Here is a 23,186-nt window from a genome sequence, read left to right as displayed (position 1 = left end):
CGGCGATTTCCCGGTTGTCACGGCGGCCACAACTTGCCCCTTAATGATAGGCCAACAAAGCACCAATGCCAATCTAAAACGCCTCAGAAGCGTTTTGTGACCCGATTATGACCTGATTGGTGATAATTTAGTGACCGTTTTTCTCCGGTATTGTGCATGTTAATTACCGGAAAAAAGATCACTTAGTAACAAATTTGTCGCAATTCTGATGTAAATCACGATATGGGACGAATCGGCGTATGTTCGCCGTTTTTAAGGAGTTTTTCGTTTTTTTGTTCTTTTCTTCTTATCTCATTTCTATCATCACCCCACATGTCCTTTCTTTTGGTTACTTTTCTTTAGACAAGTAAAGAAAAGTAACACGCCCGCGGTGAGGGCGTAAAAAACAAATGTTCTTTAAAAACTTAAAAGCCTTTTATCCATAATGTCGGATTACGCTAGCGCTAATCCGACCTACAGCTACTTTGCGTTCTCTGCGTCTTCGCGTCTCTGCGTTGGGCTTTTAAAAAATCATCAATCATCAATCCGTAATGCGCAAAGAACCCCTTCGGGGTTCATTATGCTGTCTCACAGAACCTCTTCGAGGTTCATTGTGAGTACCACACCCGTTCCGGGTCGGGGCAACCCTAACCTTCTTCCAGAAGGTTCAGGGCAATCAATTTGTTAACGTGCGCCCACCATCCACGGTCAACACCTGCCCACTCATATAATCCGCATGCTTGATCAAAAACCGCACCGCACGGGCGATGTCTTCCGGCTGACCCTGTCGCTTCAATGCCGTGCCGGAGATGATGCGTTTCTTGGTGACGTCGTCGATCTCGCGTTCCGGCCAGAGGATGGCGCCGGGGGCGACGGCGTTGACGCGCACTTCGGGGCCGAGTTCGCGGGCCAGTGACTTGGTGAGCATGACCAGGCCGGCCTTGGCGACGCTGTAGACGGTATGGTTCTTCAGCGGGCGGTCGGCGTGGATGTCGACGATATTGACGATGCAGCCGTGGCTGGTTTTCAGGTGTGGCGCGGCGGCCTGTGAAAGGAACAGCGGGGCCTTGAGGTTGCTGCCGATGAGGTCATCCCAGACCTTTTCATCGATCTGGCCGATGGGGGTCGGGTAAAAACTCGAGGCATTGTTGACCACGACGTCGAGTCGGCCCCAGGCCTTACTGGCCTCGCGGACCATTTCGGTGATCTTGGCGGTTTCATGCAGGTCGGCCTGGATGAGGACAATGGAGTTCTCACGCCTGGCATTGAGTTCTTCCTGCAGGGCCTGGGCCGCGTCGCGGGAAGAGCGGTAATGGACGATGATATTCATGCCTTCGGCATGCAGCATGCGTGTGGTGGTGGCGCCGATGCGGTGGGCGCCGCCGGTAATGAGGGCGACCTTGCCCTGCAAGCTCGACATTGTATCGTTTGCCGACGGTGTATTATGCTCCACAATGATTCCTGTATATGTAAGTAAGCCAACAAGACCTAACTGTAGCGCAAAACCCGCCGATGATGCATACACCTGACAAAAACAAATCCGCCCTGCCCGGGCCCGGCCCGGAGGCGCTTGCGCATAGTGAGCGTTTACAGGTCCTTATAAAAGACGAGATACAGGGACAGGGCGGCAGTATCCCGTTTAGCCGTTTTATGGAGCTGGCCCTGTATGCCCCCGGGCTGGGTTACTACAGCGGTGGCCTGCACAAGTTCGGTCGGGAAGGGGATTTCACCACGGCACCGGAGACTTCAGCCTTGTTTTCCCGATCCCTGGCCGTGCAGTGCACGCAGGTGCTGGAAAGCCTCGACCATGCCGACATCCTCGAGGCGGGCGCGGGTTCCGGGGTCATGGCGGCGGACATCCTCGCTGAACTGGAACGGTTCGGGCAGTTGCCGGGCCGTTACTTCATTCTCGAACTCAGCGGCGAGTTGCGTCAGCGCCAACAGCAAACTATAGAGCAAAAGGTGCCGCATTTGCTCGAAAGAGTGCAGTGGCTGGATGCTCTGCCGTTGTCCGGCTTTCGTGGCGTGGTCCTCGGCAATGAATTACTCGACGCGATGCCGGTGCAGCGTTTCCTTATTCAAGCTGGCGAGGTTTGCGAGCTGCACGTGGTGCTTGCAGACGAGGGCTTTACCTACCAGCCCAGACCGGCACCGGATGAGTTAACCAGGGCGGTCAGGCAACTGGAGTCACAGCTTGGTGAACCTTTTATTGAAGGTTACGAATCAGAGATTAATCTCGCCGCGCAGGGCTGGTTGCAGAGTATCAGCGAGGTTCTGGACGAAGGGCTGATCCTGTTTGTCGATTACGGTTTCCCGCGTCACGAGTTTTATCACCCGCAACGCAGTGGCGGTACCCTGATGTGTCATTACCGTCACCGTGCCCACCCGGACCCGCTGGTGTTGGTGGGGCTGCAGGACATCACGGCGCATGTGGATTTCACCGCCATGGCCGAGACCGCGCAGGCCTGTGGCCTGGATGTGCTCGGGTTTACGACCCAGGCACACCTGCTGTTATCATTGGGCATTGAACAGCGTATTGCCGATGCCGAAGACCCCATGCCGCTGGCACAACAGATCAAGCAACTCGTGTTGCCCTCGGAGATGGGCGAGCTTTTCAAGGCGATTGCCTTTGGCAGGAACCTGGACCTGGCGTTGAGCGGGTTTTCTTTTCAGGATCAGCGCGCGCGCCTGTAGAATAAAAAAATCATGTCACCAGAACACATTATTATCCTCGCCCTCCTCCAGGGACTGACCGAGTTCCTGCCGATTTCGAGTTCGGCGCACCTGATCCTCGCGCCAATGGTGAATGGCTGGGCCGACCAGGGCCTGGCCTTCGATGTCGCCGTGCATGTCGGCACGCTCTCTGCCGTGGTCTTCTACTTCCGCAAGGAACTCAACGCCATGAGCCGTGACTGGTTTGCCTCGGTGTATGCGCGCAGACAGGTTGGCGAGAGCCGCCTTGCCTGGGCGGTCTTGATGGCCACGATCCCGGTCGGCCTGTGCGGCTTGTTGTTTCATGACTTTATCGCCACGCAGCTGCGCTCACCCCTGGTGATTGCCACGACCACGATAGGCTTTGGCCTGTTGCTGGGCTGGGCGGACTGGCGAGGCCGGCGGGTGCGTGACGAGCACACGCTGAATGCCGGTAATGTTTTATTTATCGGCGTGGCCCAGGCCCTGGCCCTGATCCCAGGCACGTCCCGTTCCGGCATCACCATGACCGCCGGCCTGATGCTCGGCCTGACCCGCGAGGCAGCGGCGCGTTTTTCCTTTTTATTGTCCATCCCGGTTATCGTCCTATCGGGCGGGCTGGAAACCATGAAGCTGGTGCAGACGGATATCCCCCCCGACTGGCAGGCCCTGCTCATGGGTGCCTTGTTGTCAGCGCTGGCGGCGTACCTGTGTATCCACCTGTTTCTGAAATTCATCAGCCGGATGGGCATGTGGCCATTCATGGTCTATCGACTCGTGCTCGGCATTGCCCTGCTGGTCGTATTCTATTAATGCCTGACCACAGACAACCCTTGCGCCTGTTTAGCCTGTGGTGGCTTATCGGCATGGCGATGTGGGCATATATCCTATATGCCACCCTGACCCCGCACCCGATGGATATGCCCGGGCGCTACTCTGACAAGGTCTTGCACTTTTCGGGTTACTTCGTGGTGACCGCCTGGTTTGCCCAGTTATATCAAAGTGTCGCCGCCCGGCAGCGCCAGCTGGTGATCTTTGCCCTGCTGGCGGTGGCGCTGGAGTTTGCTCAATTGCTGGTGAACACTCGCAGTTTCGAATGGGCGGACATGCTGGCCAATAGCGCCGGCGTGCTGGTGGCCGGCTTGTTGATACGTGGCGGGCTGGAGAAAATCCTGCTCGCCGGCGAACGCCTTATCCTGCGCCATTAAGAGGGAGTCGGCTATGTCATCGGTTGCGGTCTGCCCGCGTTGCAGGCAACAGTTTTCATGCAACAAGGAAGATGTGCGGCAGTGTTTCTGCGCCCGGCTTGTCTTGACTCCTGAACAGCGGCAACAGATTGCGCGGCACTATCAGGGTTGCTTATGTCGGCCTATGCCTGTTCACCCTGGTCGTAACTTTCTTTGCATGCGGCAATCGCCGCAATGCGCTGCTCGCGCAACGCCGTGCCGATCTCGGCACCTTGCAGACCGCTGGCGACCAGAGTTTGCGCGTCAATCTTGCCGGCGGCATCGCGGGCGGCGCGGTAAAAGTCCGCCTGCGGAAAGGCGTTGTCTTCGTAGCCGGTGCGCCCGCGTGAGTCGGCGGTGCAGGCGAGCAGGAATTGTTCAAAGCGTTCCGGCCGCCGGAAGGCATCGGTCGCCTCAAGCACCTTGTAGAGGGTTGCCGGCCGAATCTCAAAGGCGCGGTGCACATGGGTGTGATACTCGGCCGTGATCACGGCGAGCTTGCGGTAGTCATTGGGGATTTTGTAGCGGTCACATAACTGCTGCACGAGTTTCACGCTGCGTTGCTCGTGGCCCTTGTGGCTCGGCCACTCCTCCTCGGGGGTCGTGCCCTTGCCGAGGTCATGGGTGAGGGCGGCAAAGCGCACCCGCGGGTCGTCGCTCAGGCGGCAGGCCTGTTCAACCACCATCATGACGTGCACGCCGGTGTCGATCTCGGGATGGTGCTGTTCCGGTTGCGGTACGCCGTAGAGTGCATCGATCTCGGGGAACAGCCTGGTCAGGGCCCCGCAGCCGCGCAGGACCTTGAAAAAGGCCGTCGGCCGATCTTCGCCAAGGCTTCTTTCGAGCTCCTTCCAGACGCGTTCCGGCACCAGCGCATCGACTTCCCCGTTCTCGACCATTTCGCGCATTAACGCATTCGTGCCGTGGGCGACCTTGAAGCCATAGTGGGCAAAGCGTGCCGCAAACCGGGCAATGCGCAGGATCCGCACCGGGTCTTCGACAAAGGCCGGTGAGACGTGGCGCAGGAGCCCCTTTTTCAGATCCTCACGCCCGTGGAAGGGGTCGATGAGCTCGCCGTTTTCATCCTCGGCGATGGCATTGATGGTCAGGTCACGGCGGGCGAGGTCTTCCTCCAGCGTCACATCGGGCGCGGCATGGCAGGCAAAGCCGGTATAACCCGGCCCGGTCTTGCGCTCGGTGCGCGCCAGTGCATATTCCTCGTGGGTCTCCGGGTGCAGGAACACCGGGAAGTCCTTGCCCACGGGCCGGTAGCCACGGGCAAGCAGTTCATCGGGGATGCCGCCAACGACCACCCAGTCCCGTTCCCGGGGCTCAAGGCCGAGTAATTTGTCACGGACCGCGCCGCCAACCAGATAGATTTTCATACTTTTGAGAATACCACGGACCGGCCGCCGACCCTGCCCGGCCCGCAAGATTACCCCATTATAAATCCCGTGAACCCTCGCATCAGCGTAATTTTGTTTGAAACACGGGGCCATCCTGTTGTACAACAAGCCTCCCTGTGTGGAGTAGGTGCTTGCGCGCCCCGCATATACCGAATCTTATATAAAATATCAGGAGAAACCCATGATCAAACCTGTTGGTGCCGACGAACTCATGCCGCTGTTCGTTTATGACTCTAACGAACACCATGCGCTTGAGAAGGAGGCGGAAACACTGCCATCTATCATGATCAGTTCCGCTGCCGCCGGCAACGCGGTCATGATGGGCGGTGGTTACTTTACCCCGCTGACAGGCTTCATGAACGTGGCGGATGCCATGGGCTGTGCCGAAAACATGAAGACCACCGATGGCAAGTTCTTCCCGGTGCCGGTATTGAACCTGGTTGAGGATGTCACCGCCATCAAGGGTGCCAAGCGTATCGCCCTGCGCGACCCGAACATGGAAGGCAATCCCGTCATCGCCGTTCAGGACGTCGAGAGCATCGAGGAAGTCAGCGACGCACAGATGAAGGTCATGACCGATAAGGTCTACCGCACTGATGACATGGAACACCCGGGCGTGGCCGCCTTCAACAGCGTCGGACGCTTTGCCATCGCCGGTCCTATCCAGGTCCTGCACTTCAGTTATTTCCTCGATGATTTCCCGGATACCTTCCGCACCGCCGTGGAGATCCGTAACGAGATCGCCGAACACGGCTGGAAGAAGATTGTCGCCTTCCAGACACGCAATCCGATGCACCTGGCGCACGAAGAGCTTTGTCACATGGCCATGGAGCGCCTCGGCTGTGACGGTCTCGTTATCCACATGCTGCTTGGCAAGCTGAAGCCGGGTGATATCCCCGCGCCGGTTCGTGATGCCGCCATCCGCAAGATGGTCGAGCTGTACTTCCCGCCGAACAGCGCTATGGTCACCGGTTACGGTTTCGACATGCTCTATGCCGGCCCACGCGAAGCCGTGCTGCACGCCTACTTCCGCCAGAACATGGGGGCGACACACTTTATTATCGGCCGTGACCATGCCGGTGTCGGTGATTACTACGGTGCCTTTGATGCCCAGACCATCTTCGAGGAAGAAGTCCCCGCCGGTGCCATGGATATCGAGATCTTCAAGGCCGACCATACTGCCTGGTCGAAGAAGCTCAACAAGGTTGTCATGATGTGCGAAGCCCCGGACCATGAAAAGGAAGATTTTGTGCTGCTGTCAGGTACCAAGGTACGTGAAATGCTCGGTAATGGTGAAGCGCCACCGAAGGAATTCTCGCGTCCTGAAGTCGCCAAGATCCTGATCGACTACTACTCCAGCCTTTAACAAGGCTGGAATTTTGCACAAAAAAGCCGCCTTCGGGCGGCTTTTTTGTGCAAAATCATTGATGATCGCGGATTGATGATCGATGATTCAGGAACATTCATCAATCAGCAATCATAAATCATCAATGAAGATTGCCCTGCGTTCAGCCCATATCATATTGGTGGCGGCGACTCTTGTAGTCAGCGGTTGTGCCGAGCTGGCCTACTATGGTCACGCCGCCGCAGGGCAGCTTGAGGTCATGAATAATCGCCGGCCCATTCCGGAGGTGATCGCCGATCCACAGACGCCGGCAGTGCTGCGCGAACACCTGCAATATATAGAGAAGGCCCATGCCTTCGCGATACATGAATTACACCTGCCGGATACCGCAAGCTATCGAAGCTACAGTGATGTCGGTCGGCCCTACGTGTTATGGAATGTATTTGCGACACCGGAGTTTTCCCTGCGGCAAAAACAGTGGTGTTATCCCTTTGTGGGCTGCCACGGTTCCCGGCCGTTTTTTAACGAGCAGTGTGCACATGAACTCGCCGATGACTTGCGGGCCCAGGGTTGGGATGTGCATGTGGCACCGTCACCGGCCTATTCAACCCGCGGCTGGTTCGCGGACCCTGTTTATAATTCGGTATTGCGTTACCCGGCGCTGGATAGTGCCGCCATTCTGTTTCATGAACTCGCCCATGAAAAGGTCTATCTGGAAAATGATTCCCAGGCCAATGAGTCGTTTGCCATGACGGTGCAACTCGAAGGGGTACAGCGCTGGTTGGCGCATCAACAACAGGGCGGGGATTTCGCCGACTATGCCCTGAACCGGCAGCGTGACGAGGTCTTTATCGGCTTACTCCTGGAGTATCGCAGCAGACTGCTCGAGTTGTATGCAAGTCAGAAACCGCCCCGGTACATGCGTGCCGCCAAGCGCCGGATACTGAACCGGCTTCGCCGCGCCTACCGAGCCCTGAAAGAGGGTTGGCACGGTTATGCCGGCTATGATCACTGGTTCAAAAAAGGCTTAAACAATGCCGTACTGGCACCTGTTGGCACGTACCATCAGGATGTCCCCGCCTTCCAGGCCCTGCTCGCCCAACAGCAGGGCAACCTGCCAGCGTTTTACCGGGTGGTAGCGAAACTCGCTGACATGGAGGCCGGTCAGCGCCGTCGGTTACTGGATAAGCTGAGCGCGGCTCATCCCCGGTACAAATACTCGGGCACGACTTCTTCAATGGCGGTGGGTGTGCCAAACCTGGACGGGAAGGGTTCGTCACAGACACTGTCGACGGTCAGTGACAGGTAGTTGTCATAGCTCATCGGCTTGCCGGGTAACAGACCGAGCATTTTTGCCTGCAGCCTGGAGAGGCTGTCATTCAGGCCAATAATCACACGACGGTAACCGCAACACATGGCGGTATAACTGACCAGTTCTTTCAAGGTATAGGTTTTCGGCCCGCACAGGTCATAGCCCTGGCCGATGGTGCTGTCATCATGGAGTGAGCGCATAAAGGCACGCGCCACATCCTCGACGTAGACAGGTGCAAAGCGTGCATCCGGGCAGGCCAGTGGAAAGACCGGGGCGAAGCGCAAGAGGTAGGCAAAGCGGTTGAAGAAACTGTCATTGGGGCCAAAGATGATCGACGGGCGGAAACGTGTCGCCTGCAGGTCCTGTTCACCGGCCTCGATGACCAGCTGTTCGGCCTGGCCCTTGCTGCGCAGGTAATGGCTCGGCCCGCGTTCCGCATTCGCATGCAGGGCGCTCATGTGCAGGAGTCTCGTTATGCCCTCGTTCTGACAGGCCTCTATCACCTTGCGGGCCAGTTCGACATGGGCGTGCTGGAAGCCGCTACCATCATTGCCTGGCTCATTGAGGATCCCGACCAGGTTGACGACGTCATCGCAGTTGGTAAGCAGCGTTGCCAGTTGGGAGGGGTCATGGATATCGCACTGGACCGTCTCCACGCCGGGCAATGTTTGCAGCATTGGGTTGCTGCTGGCCGGCCGGCGCGAAGGCACCCGCACCAGCCAGTCATTGCCGGCCAGCAGCCGGCAGAGTGATTTACCGACAAAACCGCTGCCACCGAGTATGCAGATGCGTTTCATCGGCCAAGCATAGAGCGTTGCCGGGCAGAAGAAAACCCGGCAACGGGTGTGCCTTAAGGCGTGCGCCGGATATCAGTCAGGCGTTGTTCGAGTGGGCTGACCGGCTCGCCGAGGTGTTTTTCAAAAATCGCCATGGTGGACATGACTCTCTTTACATATTTGCGCGTTTCATGAAAAGGCATGGTCTCGATCCAGACATCGGCATCCATTTGTCCGGACTCCGGCAGCCAGCTCTTCACGCGCTGGGCACCGGCGTTATACGAAGCGGTGGCCAGTACCTGGTTGCCATTGTTGATATCCAGTACACGTTTCAGGTGCGCGGTGCCGAGGCGGATATTCTTGTCGACATCCAGGATATCGTACTGGTTAGCCAATGGAAGCTTGAGTTTACGCGCCTCGTAACGGGCGGTACGTGGCATAAGCTGCATGAGTCCGAGTGCGCCGGCGTGCGAGCGGGCATCGCTCATGTAAGCGCTTTCCTGGCGCAGGATACCGAAGACCCAGGCGGTGTCGATCTGGTTGCGCTGTGCATGCCGGCGAACCTGCTTTTCATAGACGATGGGAAAGCGGAGTTTCAGGTCATCCAGGGTATCCGTGCGGCCGAGGGTGAAGACGACCCGGTCATGCCAGTTCCAGCGGTTGGCGAGGATGGCCGCGACCTGGAGCTGGCGTTTGTCGAAACTTGCGATGGTGTGATGCCACTCGCGGCGGGCATCGATTTCCAGGCCAACATGGTAAAGCTCCCCGGCGCGGCGAATGCCCGGGATGTTGCGAATCTTCTCAAGCTCGGCCTCGCTGGACGTGAGCGAGGTGCCCTCGAGTGAGTAGGCCATGCCAAGGCGGTCGGCGGCCAGCAGACTGTGATAATCATGCCGCGCGGCAAGGCTGGCGTAGAGCTCATTGGCCTGTTTCCTGAAACCGGTTTTTTCCAGTGCCCGTGCCCGCCAGTATCGCCAGCTCTGCTGCTGCGCCAGTTCGGCGGGCATGGCTTCAATGCCTTGCAGGGCAGCCTGCCAGTTGCCGGCGCGGAGTGCGCTGCGTACTCGCCATTCGTGCACGGTGTTATCCGTCCAGCTGATATCAACGCGATCCAGCAGCGCATGTGCATCGCTGAGCCCCTGCGTTGCCGCTGACAGGCCAATGCGGCGTTCGAGTTTGCCGATATCCTCGCGGCTGAAGCTGTAGTGGTCACGGATCTCATGCCAGCGTTTTGTTGCTTCGGCTGCATCGAGGCGGGCCAGGCGTTCCAGGCCGTGCAGCAGGATCTCCCTGACCAGGGAGTTGTCTTTTTTAAAAGCCGGGTGATCGAGCATTTTGGCCGGCTGGCGATACATGCGATACCAGCGCTCGACCCAGGTTCGATCCTCGGGACCTAGAAACTTTGCCAGGTAACGGGCCAGGCTCGGGCGGCGTTTGTGCATAGCCAGCCGGACGCGTTCCCAGATCAGTTCCGGGCTGGCGTTACCGCTGGCACGCCAGCTTTTGAACACCGGGTCACAGGCCCGCGGTTGTGATTTACCGGTTAGCCAGAGGGCCTCGGCGGCAATTTTTGCCTGCTTGTGTCTGCCGAGTTTTTGCAGGCCATGCGCATACTGGCAGGCAAGCCGGGTGTTATTCAGATCACGGTAGTCGGCGACAAATTCTTGCCAGCGCCCCTGGCGGGCCAGGCTGGTCAACCACTGCCGGCGCAGGCGTTTCTGCAGAGGGGAATCCTGGTTAGCCTCAAGGAATGCGTGGATACGCCCGCTGGGCTGCTGGTCGAGACCGCGCTGCAGGGCTTCATATTCGAGGTAGGGCTTGAGCGGGTAATCCTGCAGGCCGGTGAGAAGTTTTTTATAACGGGCAGTGTCGCCCTGCCGCACGGCCTTGCGCGCCTCGAGAAAATCCGTACGTTGCTGGTCAAGACCGGCATATGCCGGTAGAGGCAGCAGGCAAAGACAGAGCAGAAAGCCGAGGCAGGTACGTATAATCATCAAGGGTAGTACTCGTAAATCACGGTTCTATGCTGACATGAAATCAGCAGTGAGTATAGATACATAAAGCCCACGACGAAGAAAAAACACCGGGTCAATTTACCACGCTGTCCGGCATGACGGTGGCGCACGGGCATGGGCATCTAATGCCAGAGTACGGCATAATCAATGCATGTCAGATCAAGTGGAACTCCGCCGTAGCCTTTCCCTGCCCCTGCTCACCCTCTATGGCCTCGGCACCATTATCGGGGCCGGTATCTACGTGCTGGTTGGCGAGGTGGCGGGGGTCGCGGGTAATTACATGCCGCTGGCATTCCTGGTGGCCGCCCTGCTCGTGACCTTTACCGCCTTTGCCTATGCCGAGTTATCGGCGCGATACCCGCGGAGTGCGGGGGCGGCATTGTATGTCCATGCCGCCTTTGCGCACAGGCATGTCTCGCTGCTGATGGCCTTCCTGATCATTTGCATCGGCGTGGTCTCAAGTGCGACGTTGGCGCGCGGTGTGGTCGGCTACCTGCAATTATTCATCGACGTCCCGGTGTGGCTGGTGATCAGTAGCATCGTCCTTGTGCTCGGCGGGATTGCGGCCTGGGGTATTCGTGAATCGGTGGGTGCGGCATCCGTGCTGACCCTGCTGGAGATAGCCGGTCTGGTGATCATCCTGTGGGTGGCACGCGAACATTTTGTTGAACTCCCCGCGCGCCTGGACAGCCTGTTACCCGCTTTCAGTCTTTCGGCCTGGCAGGCGGTCCTGCTGGGGTCTTTTGTGGCCTTTTATGCGTTTGTCGGTTTCGAGGACATGGTCAATATCGCCGAAGAGGTCAGGCAGCCGCGGAAGAATCTGCCGCGCGCGATCTTTATCAGTATTGTCGTTACGACACTCATTTATCTGGCCGTGGCGATCGCCGCCTCGCTGACCGTGCCGGTGGCGGAGTTGGCAGCCAGCAAGGCACCGCTGGCAGCCGTTTATACACGCGTGACCGGTAAAGAAGCCTTTTTTATTGGCCTGGTGGGCGTGGTGGCAGTGGTTAACGGGGTGCTTGTGCAGATCATCATGGCCTCGCGCATGCTCTACGGCTCGGCACGACAGGGCTGGCTACCGGCCCCGCTGGGCAGGGTGAATGCACGCACACGCACGCCGTTGCTGGCGACGGCAGTCGTGACAGGCGTCATCTGGGTGATGGCCATATGGTTACCGCTACTGACGCTGGCGCAGGTGACGAGTTTCATCACCCTGTTTATTTTTACCATCATCAACCTTGCGCTGGTGGTGATAAAACGGCGTGAGCCCGTGGTGGCAGGTGTGCGCGTCTATCCGATCATCATCCCCATCGGCGGGATCGTCTTTACCCTCGCGCTGCTGTTGTTCCAGTTGTATCACTGGTTAGTGGTTTAATATGCTGCCCGAGATACTGTTTTATTACTTGTTGCTCGGCAGTCTCGCGGGCCTGATGGCCGGCCTGCTCGGGGTCGGTGGCGGCCTGATTATCGTGCCAGCGCTGGTGTTTCTGTTCAGCCTGCAAGGTATCGAGTCCGTGCACACGGTGCATATGGCCATCGGCACTTCGTTGGCAACAATTGTCATCACGTCGATTGCGTCAACCTGGGCGCATCACCGGCATGGCGCGGTACAGTGGCCGGTATTGGTGCGTCTCGCGCCTGGGATTATCCTCGGTGCCCTGCTGGGTGCCGTCATCGCGGATTACCTGTCGGCAACAAGCTTGCGCCAGGTGTTCGGTATCTTTGAGTTGCTCGTCGCTGTGCAGATGCTGAGTGGCGCACGCCCTGACGCACAGCGTCGTGTGCCGGGGACGGCCGGTATGCTGACCGCGGGGGCAGGCATCGGTGTTATTTCCAGTATTGTCGGGATTGGTGGCGGCACCATGACCGTGCCATTCCTGGTCTGGTGTAATGTTGCCATGCGCCAGGCGGTGGCCACTTCGGCAGCCTGTGGTTTGCCTATCGCGGTTGCCGGTGCAACTGGCTATATGATGACCGGCTGGCATGAAACCGGCCTGCCCGAGTGGAGTAGTGGCTATGTCTACTGGCCGGCGTTTGCCGGGATTGTCAGCACGAGTATTCTGTTTGCCCCTCTCGGTGCAGTGCTTGCGCATCGACTGCCGGTGGTCAGCCTGAAGCGGGTATTTGCGCTGTTGTTACTGGTTATCGGGGTAAAAATGTTGATGGGTTGATTTCTCCCTGGCGGGTGTTGAGTGTGTTTTTGTTGTTACTCTGGATCAGGTTTATTTGCTATAGCGCTTAGGAAATACCTAATGAACCCCTTATCCTGTAAACAAGCCCATAGCAAGCCGGGCACAGCTATCCAGCGGGGTCGGAGTCACTGTCAATAGATACCTTTGATCTACCCGCCAACGTCGTGGCCCGTTGTTCCAGCGAATCACCACGCCCGCGCGACTCCGACCCCTTATCCTGTAAACAAACCCATAGCAAGCCGGGCACAGATATCCAGTGGGGTCGGAGTCGCTGACTATAGATACCTTTGATCTACCCGCCAACGTCGCGGCCTGTTGTTCCAGCGAATCACCACGCCCGCGCGACTCCGACCCCTTACCAAGAACAACTGTTCTTTCCGCGCTGTGCTCAGCGCGTGTGTTTTTTCTTTGCTCGCCTAAAGAAAAGGCACCAAAAGAAAGGGCGCCCGGATTCCCCGCCCTTCGGGTTCCCTGTGCTTCTCGTCGAAGCGGGCGCTGCGCAACTCGCGCTGTGCTCCGCACTTTCCGCGCTCAAACAGTGCTCGCTATAATCCCGCTTCGCCTGCGATGCTCGGCGGCGAATAACGGGACCCAAAATCAAACCCATCCTTACCAAACATAGGCAATAAAACGATTTTCCTCCCCTTTGATGCCGCCGAGCCGCGCAGGAAATGACCGGAAGTTCACGTGCAGTCGACCCCGTTTGTAGGCGCAACCGCAACGTAGTGAAGGTTGCATGAAGCCGTTAAGCAAACGGGTGAGTTTCCCTGAACCTTCTGGAGGAAGGTTAGGGTACTCACAATGAAGCCCGAAGGGATTCTGTGAGTATTGCGCGCTATCTCATAGAACGCTTATCAGCGTTCATCATGAGTACCCTACGTCACTTCCAGTGTCGTCAGGGCATCTTTGGTTACTTTCTTTGCACGAGCAAAGAAAGTAACACGCGCTGGGCGCAGCGTGTAAAAAACAACTGCCTTTAAAGGTTTAAAAGCCTTTAAGCCTTTAAGCCTTTAAAAATTAAAGAACAAAAAAAACACCAAATCAATGCACCCGCAAGCGATGATTCAAAATTACCGCAATCGTCAGGAGCAACAAGGCCCCCGCCTGGTGTGCCGCGCCGAGGGCAACGGGCACCACGTAAACCAGTGTTGAGATGCCGAGGCCGAGCTGGATCAACAGCATCATGAACAGCAGGGTGAAGGTGAAGCAGGTGGTGTCGCTGATGGCCCTGCTGCGCCAGCCCCGCAGGGCATAGGTAAAGATAACGACACTCACGACTACCGCCAGCAGGCGATGGTTGAACTGGATGGTGGCCATGTTCTCAAACAGGTTCAGCCACCACGGTTGCAAGGCCATGCCACCCGGTGGCAGCCATTGGCCATCCATCATCGGGAAGGTGTTAAAGACAAAGCCGGCCTTGGTGCCGGCGACAAAGCCACCGGAAATGATCATCAGGATAATGATTGCCGTGGTGAACTGGCCGTGGCGTTTCAGGGCACCAAGACTGCGGTCCCGAACCTCAATGGTGCCACTGCGCAACAGGCTCAGGGCCACCCAGAGGATGAAGAGATAGATGGTAATGGCGGCAACCAGGTGCGCGGTCAACCGGTACTGGCTGACCTGCGGGACATCGACGAGGCCGCTTTTCACCATATACCAGCCGAGCAGACCCTGCAGCCCGCCGAGGAAGAACATGGTGATGAAGGTCGGGATCTGTCGTCGCCGGATCTTGCCGCGCACGAGGAAATACAGGAAGGGCAACAGGAAGGCGAGGCCGATGAGGCGGCCCAGCAGGCGATGGGTGTATTCAAACCAGAAGATGGATTTGAACTCCGCTATCGACATCCCCTTGTTCTTTTTTTGATATTCGGGGGAACTGCGGTATTTCTGCAGGGTTTCCTGCCATTCCTGCTCACTGAGCGGCGGGATGCTGCCAACGATGGGCTTCCATTCCACCATCGACAGGCCGGAATGGGTCAGGCGTGTGACGCCGCCGAGGACGACCATGGCGAATATCAGGGCACAGACAGTAAGCAGCCAGTAGGCCAGTTGACGATTGTCACGTTGTTCGTTGGGCAAAGATGTATCCATGGTGTTACAGGTTCCCGTGTCGCAGCAGTAAGCGCGGAAATTGTACACCAAAGTTACGGGTTTGGGCCTGGTTCGCCGGTGGTTCTGTTTATATGTCTATAGATGGTGACTAAAGTGCCCGTGCATGGCATCACGGGTCAGGTCATCAAAATTCTCTGCATTGACGTGTACGAGTGCCTCGTGATCACCGGCTTCAAAATAGATATCAGGCTGTTCGGCGAGGCTGTCATCGATCAGGGTCTCGATCCCGTAGGCGGTGCCAATGGGGGGGATTGCGCCCGGTTCGCAGTCACTGAACAGCCGGGCCAGCACGGTCTCATGGGCGAACGTCAGTGGTCGCGAGATGTGCTCATGGATGCGCGCCATGTCGAGCTCGTGTGAGGCGGGCAGGACAACCATGACGTAGCCGGTATCGTCTTCAAGGAGCACGCTTTTGGCCACGCAGTCGCCGGAAACATGGGCGTTCGCAGCCGTCTCGAGGCTGGTTCGGCTCTTGTCGTGATGCAGAATCTCGTAATCAATGTTCTCGTTCTGCAGGAATTGCCTGAGCGTAATGGCTATGGCCATGATGCACCTCCCGGGTGGTAGGGAATGACGGGGTAAAGCGGAACGTAATCCAGTATAGGCACAGGCTGAAATAAAGCGGAAATAGAAATTTTTAATCGCGATTTCCGCGTCTACTGAAGGCTGACAATCTGCCGGCGCAGCCTGGGCCTGGTCATGTCAGCCAGGGTGACGCCATCAAGATTGTGCAAAAACTCCTCGGTCGCACGTGCCAGCAAGCCCTTCAGGCGGCAGGCGCCATCGAGTGCGCAGTCAGCCTGTTCCTGATCAAAACACTCCACGATATTGAAGTGATTTTCCATTTTGCGGACCACCTTGCCGATGCTGATACGCTCGTCGGTGGAGGCCAGACGCATGCCGCCTTGTTTGCCACGTGTCGTATGCACAAAGCCGTGCTCGACCAGACCCTGTACCACCTTGACCAGGTGGTTGCGGGAAATGGCATAGAAGCCGGCCAGTTCCGCGACGGTCACGAGTCGTTCAGGGTTGGCGGCCAGGTACATAAGCACTCGCAGGGCATAGTCGGTGTGGCGGGTTAATTGCATAATTTTTCTCGGCAGGTCTTGAAGTTTTCTCCGGATGCTCTAAGCTTATACGAATTAAATATGTATTCAAGATGCATATTTAATTAAAATGCATTTTTTAATATAAAAAACAGGAACTATAACAATGAGTACATTATTCGAGAAACTGGGTGGCGAAGGCGCGGTGGATGCCGCCGTGGATATTTTTTACCGCAAGGTCCTGGCCGATGACAGCATTAATCAATTTTTTGATAATACTGATATGGAAGCCCAGCATGCCAAACAGAAGTCATTCCTGACCATGGCCTTTGGTGGCCCGAACAACTACACCGGTACCGATATGCGTAACGCGCATGCGCCGCTGGTGGCGAGAGGTCTGAACGAAGATCATTTCAATGCCGTGGCCGGTCACCTGCAGTCAACGCTCGAGGAACTGAATGTGCCGGCTGATCTGGTTGCCGAAGTCATGACCATTGCCGGCAGTACCAAAGACGACGTCCTCAACCGCTAAGCCGAAGGTCACCTGTTTTGCCTGAGATTACTTACCAGGGTAAGACCTACCCGTGCGCACCTGACGAAACGGTTCTCGATACCCTGCTGCGTCATGGTATCGAGGTACCGTATTCCTGTTGTGCCGGCAGCTGTCATACCTGCATGTTGCATTGTCTGCACGGTGAGCTGACAGCACCTTCGCAAAAGGACCTGAAGCCCGCGCTGAAAAGCCTGAAATACTTTCTTGCCTGCCAGTGTGTGCCGCCACAGGATCTCGTCGTGGCCCTGCCCGATGATGAAGATGTCTATGTGTCGGCGCGGCTGGTCGAAAAGACACAGTTATCACCGAGCGTCTGGCGCTTCCGGCTGGAAACCGCGGTACCCGTTTATTACCACGCCGGCCAGTTTCTGAACCTGAAGAACGAGGCCGGCTGGGTGCGCAGTTATTCGCTGGCGAGCCTGCCGACAGAAGATGAATCCCTGGAGTTACATGTACGGCGCGTGCCCGGGGGCCAGATGAGTCACTGGCTCATTGATAATTTTTCTGTCGGCATGCATATCGAGATCGAAGGACCAAACGGCCACTGTATCTATACCGAAGGCGAACCGGAACGGCCGTTGCTCATGATCGGCACCGGTACGGGGCTGGCACCGCTGTTTGGTATTTTACGTGATGCCCTGCACCAGGGGCACACTGGTCCGATCCATCTGTATCACGGTGTACGTGAACCGGCGGAACTCTATTTGCACGACAGCCTCACGGCACTGGCGCAGCAACACGGCAATCTGCATTACCATGCCTGTCACAGTTGCGGGGAAACCTGTACGGATATGCGTGCCGGACGCGCTGCCGATCTTGCACTGACCGAGCATCCGGATTTGAAGGCCTGGCGGGTATTCCTGTGCGGGGCCCCGGAGATGGTGAAACAAACGAGAATGAAGGCCTATCTGGCCGGGGCGGCGATGTCTGACATCTCTGCGGATGCCTTTACGGCACCGGAGCACTGAAAAGATATTGATGAATGCGGATTGATGATTGATGATCGTTAATTCAACACCGTGTTCATCACCCTGCGGGTTCATTGTGAGTACCCTAACCTTCGTCCCGAAGGTTAGGGGCAATCATCATTCATCAATCATCAATATCACTCTAGAAGCACGGCTTCTCGGGTGCGGTATTGTAACGCTCGATAGAGGCATTGATTTCGGCCTTGGCCTCGTCCGGCCCTGTCCAGCCTTCAACCTTTACCCACTTGCTGTCTTCCAGATCCTTGTAGTGCTCGAAGAAATGCGCAATCTGGGCCAGCAGCATGGGCTGCACATCCTCACAGTTCTTCACATTACGGTAGGACAGGCACAGCTTGTTGATCGGCACGGCGAGGATCTTCGCATCCGGGCCGGACTCATCGGTCATCGCCAGCATACCCACCGGGCGACACTGGATAACCGAACCGCTGATTAACGGCACGGGTGTAATAACGAGGACATCGACCGGATCGCCGTCTTCCGACAGGGTGTGTGGCACGTAGCCATAGTTGCACGGGTAATGCATGGCCGTGTTCATGAAGCGATCAACGAACATGGCGCCGGTAGTCTTATCGACTTCGTACTTGACCGGGTCACTGTGAGACGGGATCTCAATAATGACGTTAATTTCTTCTGGGACTTTTTGGCCGGATTCGACGCGATCGAGGTTCATTCTGGGCTCCCGTGCAGGGGTTATTGGTTAAACGACCGGTTATTATAGCCACTATATTAGATTTGTCTAATATTACACCCGCCGGGCAGGGCTTTAGCCCCCTGTCATGGACATAAATCTGACCACTTGCAGGGGTTTCTCGCGAAATTCGTGTTTTTCCGGTTTGCGGGCGATGGCGCCAACAATGGCCTCGCGCAGACCGGCATCGCTGATGCCCCCGCGCAGCAAGGGGCGCAGTTCAAGCTTGTCTTCCTGGCCGAGACACAGGTACAAGGTACCATCGGCAGCCAGGCGGACGCGGTTGCAGCTTTCGCAAAAGTGTTGCGAGATCGGCGTGATAAAACCAATGTGCATATTCGTGCCGACGACCTGCATGTATTTTGCCGGGCCACCGCCGGCCATGACGCCCGGCACCAGGTCATAACGCTCGGCCAGTTGCTGCTTGACGGTTTGCAGATCGAGGTAGTGATCCGTGGCATCAAGCCCGCTTTCACCCAGCGGCATGGTCTCGATGAGGCGCAGGGTAAAATCGTGCTCAAGACAGAAATCGACCATATCCCCGAACTCGTCATCATTGACGCCGCGCATGGCCACCATGTTTAACTTAATGGGTTGAAATCTCGACTGTTTTGCCGCCATCAGGCCGTCGATCACCTTGTCCAGCCTGCCGTTCGTGATGGCCTTGAAGCGCGCTGGCTGAAGCGTATCGAGACTGACATTGATGCGCGAAACCCCGGCCCGGACGAGAGCCTCGGCGTGTTTGGCGAGGCGGACGGCATTCGTGGACAGGGAAAGGTCTTCAATGCCGGGCAGAGCGGCCAGCCTGGCGGCGAGGTCAGGCAGGCCCTTGCGGACCAGCGGTTCACCTCCCGTGAGGCGAATGCGCTTGACGCCGAGTTCACCAAATGCCGCCATGACACGCTCTATCTCCTCGAAGCTCAGGACATGTTCCCGGTCTTCGAAATCGTGGAAGTCCCTGGGCATGCAGTAATTGCAGCGCAGATCGCACCGATCGGTCACCGAAAGGCGGACGTATTCGATAGGGCGGTTGAAACTGTCTATAAGTTCGGGCATGCAGGCTCTGCCAGATGGCGTGATTGGTCTTGGAGAGTATATCGTCGCCGGCAAATCATCAACAGGCTGAATACAGGTAAATAAGCATAAAATACCCCGAGTTATACGGTCAATTAGGCACTATACTTATCTGCCGGGGATGGTCACAATAGTTACCAAAGCAAGAATAAGCACAGAATCGGAAACGCAATGAGCAAACCAACATCGACGGATAATGTGTTCCATGTCAAGCCGGCCTGTGAGGACTGTGGCGTGCGTCGACTGTGTCTGCCGGTATCGCTGGAGGGTGAGGCGCTGACCCTGATGGACCGCCTGGTGAAAAGACGCACGCCCCTGAAGAAGGGGGACTATATCTATCGCACCGGCGACAGGTTTCATTCCCTGTATGCCCTGCAATATGGCGCCATCAAATCCTACGGTCTGACTGTGGAGGGCAAGGAGCAGATCACCGGTTTTCACCTGACAGGTGAAGTCCTCGGACTCGACGCGATCGATTCCAGCCTGCACAGCTGTAACGCCGTGGCACTGGAGAAGACCGAAATCTGCGAGTTGCCATTCGATGCCCTTGAGCAACTCGAAAAGGAAGTGCCCAGCCTGCAACACGACCTGGCCTGCATCATGAGCCGCGAGATCCGTCGTGACCAGGGCATGCTCATGATGATCGGCGGCAGCTCGGCCGAGCAACGGCTGGCGCGTTTTCTGCTTAACCTGCGCGAGCGCATGCTCAAGCGTGGTTTCGACGGTAATCAACTTCGCTTGCCGATGACGCGGCAGGACATTGGCAATTACCTCGGGCTGGCCTTCGAAACCATCAGTCGCCAACTGGCCCACCTGCAGGAAATCGGCATGCTGGAGATTGATAACAAGACCATTCGTCTGCTCGATATCAGCGGGCTGGAAAGCCTCGCTGCCTGACAGACCCAATATGCTCACGACCTGGATGAGCATGAGAAGCATGAGGAGCGAATAAAAGTCACATGCAGGTGATGAAAGCACTTCTCTTTGGTTTTGCCCTTATTGCAGCGACAACTGTTGTCGCGGCCGATGAACGTATCCCCGATTACAGCCAGCACTATGACCCTGAGCGTGATCCGTTTCAGGATGGCCGTGATGCAATTGCCAATGCAACGGCAACGCAGCGCCGTGTACTTATTGAGCTGGGCGGCAACTGGTGCGCGTGGTGTAAAAAGCTGGATCTTTTTATTAACAACAATCAAAGCGTCAGGAAAAAACTTTATGACCATTTCGTCGTCCTGAAGGTTAATGTCAGTGACGAGAACCCGAATCACGAATTCCTGGCAACGTTTCCGAAAGTAACCGGCTACCCGCACTTTTTTATTGCGCACAGCGATGGCTCGGTATTAGCTTCAAGGGACACGGCCGGATTTTTGCAAGAGGGTGAATATTCAAAGCGTCGTTTTCTCAGGTTTATTGACCTCTGGGTTATAAACAACAACGCCACAATGACCGCACATGAGTAACAGACTCGACGAATGGGACCGGCAGGTTCCGGCCGCGGTGCTTGCCAGGCAGCAGCAGCTGAATTCAAGGCGGCGTTTCCTTGCTGCGTGTGCCGCCCTGCCATTGCTGGCTGCGGTGCCGGCAGGAGCAGCTGAAAAACAAAGCGCGTGGCAGGCAAGGGAACCGTGGCGCACCCTGGCCGCTGTGCAGGAACACTTGTTTCCCGCCACTGGCGAGGCCCCCGGGGCCAGTCAGATCCACGCGCTACAGTATCTGAAAAACGTCATTGACCTGCACGGCATCGAAGAATCGGAAAAGGCATTTATTCAAAATGGCGTGCAATGGCTGAACGGCATCGCCAGAGACCTGTACTCGGCGGGTTTTATCGAACTGGCTACGGCGGAAAAGGAAAAGACCCTGCGCAAGGTAGCCTTGAGCCGCGCCGGCGAGAACTGGATAGCTACCTTGTTGGCGTACATTATTGAAGCGCTGCTGACGTCGCCGGCTTACGGCGGCAACCCGAACGGGGTTGGCTGGAAGTGGCTGGGTCACCAGCCGGGCTTCCCGCAACCGCCGGCTAACAAGGTGTATTACCGCTTATGAGCAAGGTCTATGATGTTTGCATCGTTGGCAGCGGCGCCGGTGGCGGCCCGGTCGCGCTAACCCTGGCCGAAGCAGGGTACTCGGTGCTGGTGCTGGAGAAGGGGCCATGGTTCAGGGAAGAAGACTTCTATAAAGACGAACTGGCCTGTTGCCGGCGCAGTGTCTACACACCGAAGCTGCAAGATGAACAACACGTCATCGAGGACACAGGCCGCGATGGCTGGGAGGCGACGCCGACCGCGGAATCGGGCTGGGACTTCTGGAACGGCAATTGTGTCGGCGGTGCCTCAAATTTTATGAGTGGTTTCTTTTACCGCCTCAAGCCGGAAGACTTCCACCTGCACGCCAGCTTCGGTGAGATCGAAGGCGCGAATGTGGCGGACTGGCCGATTCGTTATGCCGACCTTGAACCCTATTACACAAAGGCAGAAACAGAAGTGGGGATCTCAGGGCGCGTGGTCGGGCATCCCCTTGCCGAACCGCGTTCGACGCCGGACTTCCCCTACCCGCCCACCCGCGAACACCCGATTGCGGAAAGAATCGACCAGGCCTGCGCGGATCTGAAATTTCATTCCCTGCCTACGCCGCGCGCGATATTGCCGCATACCGACAAGGGCCGGCGCGGTTGCGAATATTCCGGCTACTGTGGCAGTTATGGTTGTTCCTCAGGCGCCAAGGGCAGTTCACGCGCGGCCCTGCTGAACCGGGCAGTCGCGAGCGGGCGTTGCGAGATTCGTCCGCACGCAAAGGTCTATCACCTGGGCAGTGACCAGGACGGACGTGTTACCGCCGCGCACTATTTTGATCAGGATGATAACCGGCAGACCGTTTCGGCAAAGCTGTTTGTCGTCGCCTGTCATGCCATCGAGACCTCGCGGCTGTTATTGCTCTCGAAGGGGCCACGGCATCCCGATGGTCTCGGTAACCAGCATGGCCAGGTGGGCAAGAACCTCGTCTTCTCGGCCGGCAGTACGGGCAGCGGGGATTTTGTGTACAGCAAGCTGGACAAGAAAGAGGCTGCACTCATGAAGACCCGCGGGCCGTTTGTCAATCGCGGCCTGCAGGACTGGTATTTTATCGAAAACAGCCGGCTCGGCCCGCGCGTGAAAGGTGGCACCATCGATTTCCTGCTGCGGCATCCGAACGTGCTCTCGCGTGCCAATGCCCAGAAGTGGGATGCGGACGACAAACTCGTGTGGGGCAAGGCGCTACAGGACAATATCAAGTCGGCCCTGGGTTCGGTGCAGACCCTGCGCTTTGAGGTCTTCTGTGACTGGTTGCCGAATGATGATTGTTTTGTCAGCCTCGACCCGAAGGTCAAGGACAAGTGGGGCACCCCGGTCGCGCGGGTGCGCATCGGCTATCATGAGCATGACTTGAAGGTCGCGGAATTCCTGACCGGCAAGGCCGAGCAGGTCCTCCAGCAAATGGGGGCGGAGAATATCCGCTCCAGCGTCAGCGGTTCACCGCCCGCCAACCTGGTTGCCGGTGGTTGTCGCTTTGGTCATGACCCGAAGACCTCGGTGCTGAATGCCGACTGCCAGGTCCACTCGGCTGACAACCTCTATGTCACCGATGGCAGTTTCATGCCGACCGGCGGCAGTGTGCCGTTTACCTGGACCATTTACGCGAATGCCTTCCGTGTCGCCGACAAGATCATGCAGCGCCTGTCCGAGCGCGCATAAACCGGTCGCCGGCCATCGCGGTAGCTAATTGATGGCAGATTTTTACTGCAG

At 57.1% G+C, this 23,186-nt stretch carries 22 protein-coding genes and 1 pseudogene; 14 read left to right on the top strand and 9 right to left on the bottom strand.

What is annotated here, in order from left to right; genetic code table 11:
- Positions 1–655: 655 nt before the first annotated feature.
- The gene (locus tag RQ738_RS06365; protein WP_314162898.1) at positions 656–1,399 is read right to left on the bottom strand and encodes a pteridine reductase; all 744 of its coding nucleotides are present in this window, start codon (positions 1,397–1,399) and stop codon (positions 656–658) included.
- 92 nt (positions 1,400–1,491) lie between these two features.
- On the opposite strand from RQ738_RS06365, the gene RQ738_RS06360 reads away from it, so the two are divergent.
- The 4 genes and pseudogenes from RQ738_RS06360 to RQ738_RS13735 form a co-directional block, all read left to right on the top strand.
- Positions 1,492–2,673: a class I SAM-dependent methyltransferase gene (locus RQ738_RS06360; protein WP_314162895.1), complete on the top strand. Its 1,182-nt coding sequence runs from the start codon at positions 1,492–1,494 to the stop codon at positions 2,671–2,673.
- 12 nt (positions 2,674–2,685) lie between these two features.
- Entirely contained in the window at positions 2,686–3,483 is a 798-nt protein-coding gene (locus RQ738_RS06355) for an undecaprenyl-diphosphate phosphatase (RefSeq protein WP_314162888.1), read from the top strand.
- On the top strand, positions 3,483–3,878 hold the full coding sequence (locus RQ738_RS06350; protein ID WP_314162885.1) for a VanZ family protein: 396 nt from the start codon (positions 3,483–3,485) through the stop codon (positions 3,876–3,878). The genes RQ738_RS06355 and RQ738_RS06350 overlap by 1 nt, the downstream gene beginning before the upstream one ends.
- A gap of 13 nt (positions 3,879–3,891) precedes the next feature.
- A pseudogene (locus tag RQ738_RS13735) lies at positions 3,892–4,026 on the top strand (cysteine-rich CWC family protein); the annotation flags it as partial.
- Positions 4,027–4,039: 13 nt separating this feature from the next.
- Here RQ738_RS13735 and RQ738_RS06345 read toward each other — a convergent pair.
- Positions 4,040–5,281 (bottom strand): multifunctional CCA addition/repair protein, encoded by a 1,242-nt coding sequence (locus RQ738_RS06345; RefSeq protein ID WP_314162883.1) that lies wholly within the window; start codon positions 5,279–5,281, stop codon positions 4,040–4,042.
- 202 nt (positions 5,282–5,483) lie between these two features.
- Between RQ738_RS06345 and sat the strand changes: the two genes are divergently transcribed.
- Entirely contained in the window at positions 5,484–6,668 is a 1,185-nt protein-coding gene (sat, locus tag RQ738_RS06340; RefSeq protein WP_314162880.1) for a sulfate adenylyltransferase, read from the top strand.
- 124 nt (positions 6,669–6,792) lie between these two features.
- Positions 6,793–7,956: an aminopeptidase gene (locus tag RQ738_RS06335; protein WP_314162878.1), complete on the top strand. Its 1,164-nt coding sequence runs from the start codon at positions 6,793–6,795 to the stop codon at positions 7,954–7,956.
- Here RQ738_RS06335 and RQ738_RS06330 read toward each other — a convergent pair.
- Together RQ738_RS06330 and RQ738_RS06325 are read right to left on the bottom strand one after the other, a co-directional pair.
- Positions 7,848–8,756: a complex I NDUFA9 subunit family protein gene (locus tag RQ738_RS06330; RefSeq protein ID WP_314162877.1), complete on the bottom strand. Its 909-nt coding sequence runs from the start codon at positions 8,754–8,756 to the stop codon at positions 7,848–7,850. The two genes, RQ738_RS06335 and RQ738_RS06330, sit on opposite strands and share 109 nt — an antisense overlap.
- A gap of 53 nt (positions 8,757–8,809) precedes the next feature.
- Positions 8,810–10,729, bottom strand: a complete 1,920-nt coding sequence (locus RQ738_RS06325) for a transglycosylase SLT domain-containing protein (RefSeq protein WP_314162876.1) — start codon at positions 10,727–10,729, stop codon at positions 8,810–8,812.
- A 172-nt stretch (positions 10,730–10,901) separates the two neighbouring features.
- On the opposite strand from RQ738_RS06325, the gene RQ738_RS06320 reads away from it, so the two are divergent.
- Together RQ738_RS06320 and RQ738_RS06315 are read left to right on the top strand one after the other, a co-directional pair.
- Positions 10,902–12,125 carry an APC family permease gene (locus RQ738_RS06320; RefSeq protein ID WP_314162875.1) on the top strand — a complete coding sequence of 408 codons (1,224 nt, stop codon included), beginning with the start codon at positions 10,902–10,904 and terminating at the stop codon, positions 12,123–12,125.
- Position 12,126: 1 nt separating this feature from the next.
- On the top strand, positions 12,127–12,921 hold the full coding sequence (locus RQ738_RS06315; protein ID WP_314162874.1) for a sulfite exporter TauE/SafE family protein: 795 nt from the start codon (positions 12,127–12,129) through the stop codon (positions 12,919–12,921).
- Between the two features lie 1,062 nt (positions 12,922–13,983).
- Here the strand turns inward: RQ738_RS06315 and RQ738_RS06310 are convergent.
- The 3 genes from RQ738_RS06310 to RQ738_RS06300 form a co-directional block, all read right to left on the bottom strand.
- Positions 13,984–15,033: a COX15/CtaA family protein gene (locus tag RQ738_RS06310; protein ID WP_314162873.1), complete on the bottom strand. Its 1,050-nt coding sequence runs from the start codon at positions 15,031–15,033 to the stop codon at positions 13,984–13,986.
- Between the two features lie 96 nt (positions 15,034–15,129).
- Positions 15,130–15,600, bottom strand: a complete 471-nt coding sequence (locus tag RQ738_RS06305) for a YbaK/EbsC family protein (protein ID WP_314162872.1) — start codon at positions 15,598–15,600, stop codon at positions 15,130–15,132.
- Between the two features lie 110 nt (positions 15,601–15,710).
- Positions 15,711–16,142 carry an Rrf2 family transcriptional regulator gene (locus tag RQ738_RS06300; RefSeq protein WP_314162871.1) on the bottom strand — a complete coding sequence of 144 codons (432 nt, stop codon included), beginning with the start codon at positions 16,140–16,142 and terminating at the stop codon, positions 15,711–15,713.
- A gap of 124 nt (positions 16,143–16,266) precedes the next feature.
- Here RQ738_RS06300 and RQ738_RS06295 point away from each other — a divergent pair, with 124 nt between their 5' ends.
- Complete coding sequence (locus RQ738_RS06295) at positions 16,267–16,632, top strand: group 1 truncated hemoglobin (RefSeq protein ID WP_314162870.1); 366 nt, start codon at positions 16,267–16,269, stop codon at positions 16,630–16,632.
- Positions 16,633–16,649: 17 nt separating this feature from the next.
- Positions 16,650–17,621, top strand: a complete 972-nt coding sequence (locus RQ738_RS06290) for an FAD-binding oxidoreductase (protein ID WP_314162869.1) — start codon at positions 16,650–16,652, stop codon at positions 17,619–17,621.
- Between the two features lie 142 nt (positions 17,622–17,763).
- Here the strand turns inward: RQ738_RS06290 and ppa are convergent, their stop codons facing one another.
- Entirely contained in the window at positions 17,764–18,312 is a 549-nt protein-coding gene (gene ppa / locus RQ738_RS06285) for an inorganic diphosphatase (RefSeq protein ID WP_314162868.1), read from the bottom strand.
- A 93-nt stretch (positions 18,313–18,405) separates the two neighbouring features.
- Positions 18,406–19,386 (bottom strand): GTP 3',8-cyclase MoaA, encoded by a 981-nt coding sequence (gene moaA / locus RQ738_RS06280; RefSeq protein ID WP_314162867.1) that lies wholly within the window; start codon positions 19,384–19,386, stop codon positions 18,406–18,408.
- Between the two features lie 189 nt (positions 19,387–19,575).
- Between moaA and fnr the strand changes: the two genes are divergently transcribed.
- From fnr to RQ738_RS06260, 4 genes are all read left to right on the top strand, one after another.
- Positions 19,576–20,301, top strand: a complete 726-nt coding sequence (gene fnr, locus RQ738_RS06275; RefSeq protein ID WP_314162866.1) for a fumarate/nitrate reduction transcriptional regulator Fnr — start codon at positions 19,576–19,578, stop codon at positions 20,299–20,301.
- 71 nt (positions 20,302–20,372) lie between these two features.
- Entirely contained in the window at positions 20,373–20,867 is a 495-nt protein-coding gene (locus RQ738_RS06270; RefSeq protein ID WP_314162865.1) for a thioredoxin family protein, read from the top strand.
- Positions 20,860–21,450, top strand: a complete 591-nt coding sequence (locus RQ738_RS06265; protein WP_314162864.1) for a gluconate 2-dehydrogenase subunit 3 family protein — start codon at positions 20,860–20,862, stop codon at positions 21,448–21,450. Before RQ738_RS06270 ends, RQ738_RS06265 begins: the two co-directional genes overlap by 8 nt.
- Entirely contained in the window at positions 21,447–23,135 is a 1,689-nt protein-coding gene (locus RQ738_RS06260) for a GMC family oxidoreductase (RefSeq protein ID WP_314162863.1), read from the top strand. Before RQ738_RS06265 ends, RQ738_RS06260 begins: the two co-directional genes overlap by 4 nt.
- Positions 23,136–23,186: the final 51 nt, after the last annotated feature.

This window comes from Sulfuriflexus sp. (assembly GCF_032250955.1).
Taxonomy (GTDB): Bacteria; Pseudomonadota; Gammaproteobacteria; order AKS1; family AKS1; genus Sulfuriflexus.
Note: the sequence above shows the minus strand (reverse complement) of the source record. Positions and strands in the feature narration are given on the sequence as shown.

Bases quoted from the DNA above. Each gene is read 5' to 3' on its own strand.
- RQ738_RS06360 (WP_314162895.1), top strand. From the start codon at position 1,492: ATGATGCATACACCTGACAAAAACAAATCCGCCCTGCCCGGGCCCGGC.
- RQ738_RS06300 (WP_314162871.1), bottom strand. From the start codon at position 16,142: ATGCAATTAACCCGCCACACCGACTATGCCCTGCGAGTGCTTATGTAC.
- moaA (WP_314162867.1), bottom strand. From the start codon at position 19,386: ATGCCCGAACTTATAGACAGTTTCAACCGCCCTATCGAATACGTCCGC.
- RQ738_RS06295 (WP_314162870.1), top strand. From the start codon at position 16,267: ATGAGTACATTATTCGAGAAACTGGGTGGCGAAGGCGCGGTGGATGCC.
- RQ738_RS06350 (WP_314162885.1), top strand. From the start codon at position 3,483: ATGCCTGACCACAGACAACCCTTGCGCCTGTTTAGCCTGTGGTGGCTT.
- sat (WP_314162880.1), top strand. From the start codon at position 5,484: ATGATCAAACCTGTTGGTGCCGACGAACTCATGCCGCTGTTCGTTTAT.
- ppa (WP_314162868.1), bottom strand. From the start codon at position 18,312: ATGAACCTCGATCGCGTCGAATCCGGCCAAAAAGTCCCAGAAGAAATT.
- RQ738_RS06365 (WP_314162898.1), bottom strand. From the start codon at position 1,399: ATGTCGAGCTTGCAGGGCAAGGTCGCCCTCATTACCGGCGGCGCCCAC.
- RQ738_RS06320 (WP_314162875.1), top strand. From the start codon at position 10,902: ATGTCAGATCAAGTGGAACTCCGCCGTAGCCTTTCCCTGCCCCTGCTC.
- RQ738_RS06355 (WP_314162888.1), top strand. From the start codon at position 2,686: ATGTCACCAGAACACATTATTATCCTCGCCCTCCTCCAGGGACTGACC.
- RQ738_RS06265 (WP_314162864.1), top strand. From the start codon at position 20,860: ATGAGTAACAGACTCGACGAATGGGACCGGCAGGTTCCGGCCGCGGTG.
- RQ738_RS06345 (WP_314162883.1), bottom strand. From the start codon at position 5,281: ATGAAAATCTATCTGGTTGGCGGCGCGGTCCGTGACAAATTACTCGGC.
- RQ738_RS06330 (WP_314162877.1), bottom strand. From the start codon at position 8,756: ATGAAACGCATCTGCATACTCGGTGGCAGCGGTTTTGTCGGTAAATCA.
- RQ738_RS06335 (WP_314162878.1), top strand. From the start codon at position 6,793: ATGAAGATTGCCCTGCGTTCAGCCCATATCATATTGGTGGCGGCGACT.
- RQ738_RS06270 (WP_314162865.1), top strand. From the start codon at position 20,373: ATGAAAGCACTTCTCTTTGGTTTTGCCCTTATTGCAGCGACAACTGTT.
- RQ738_RS06315 (WP_314162874.1), top strand. From the start codon at position 12,127: ATGCTGCCCGAGATACTGTTTTATTACTTGTTGCTCGGCAGTCTCGCG.
- RQ738_RS06260 (WP_314162863.1), top strand. From the start codon at position 21,447: ATGAGCAAGGTCTATGATGTTTGCATCGTTGGCAGCGGCGCCGGTGGC.
- RQ738_RS06325 (WP_314162876.1), bottom strand. From the start codon at position 10,729: ATGATTATACGTACCTGCCTCGGCTTTCTGCTCTGTCTTTGCCTGCTG.
- RQ738_RS06310 (WP_314162873.1), bottom strand. From the start codon at position 15,033: ATGGATACATCTTTGCCCAACGAACAACGTGACAATCGTCAACTGGCC.
- RQ738_RS06305 (WP_314162872.1), bottom strand. From the start codon at position 15,600: ATGGCCATAGCCATTACGCTCAGGCAATTCCTGCAGAACGAGAACATT.
- fnr (WP_314162866.1), top strand. From the start codon at position 19,576: ATGAGCAAACCAACATCGACGGATAATGTGTTCCATGTCAAGCCGGCC.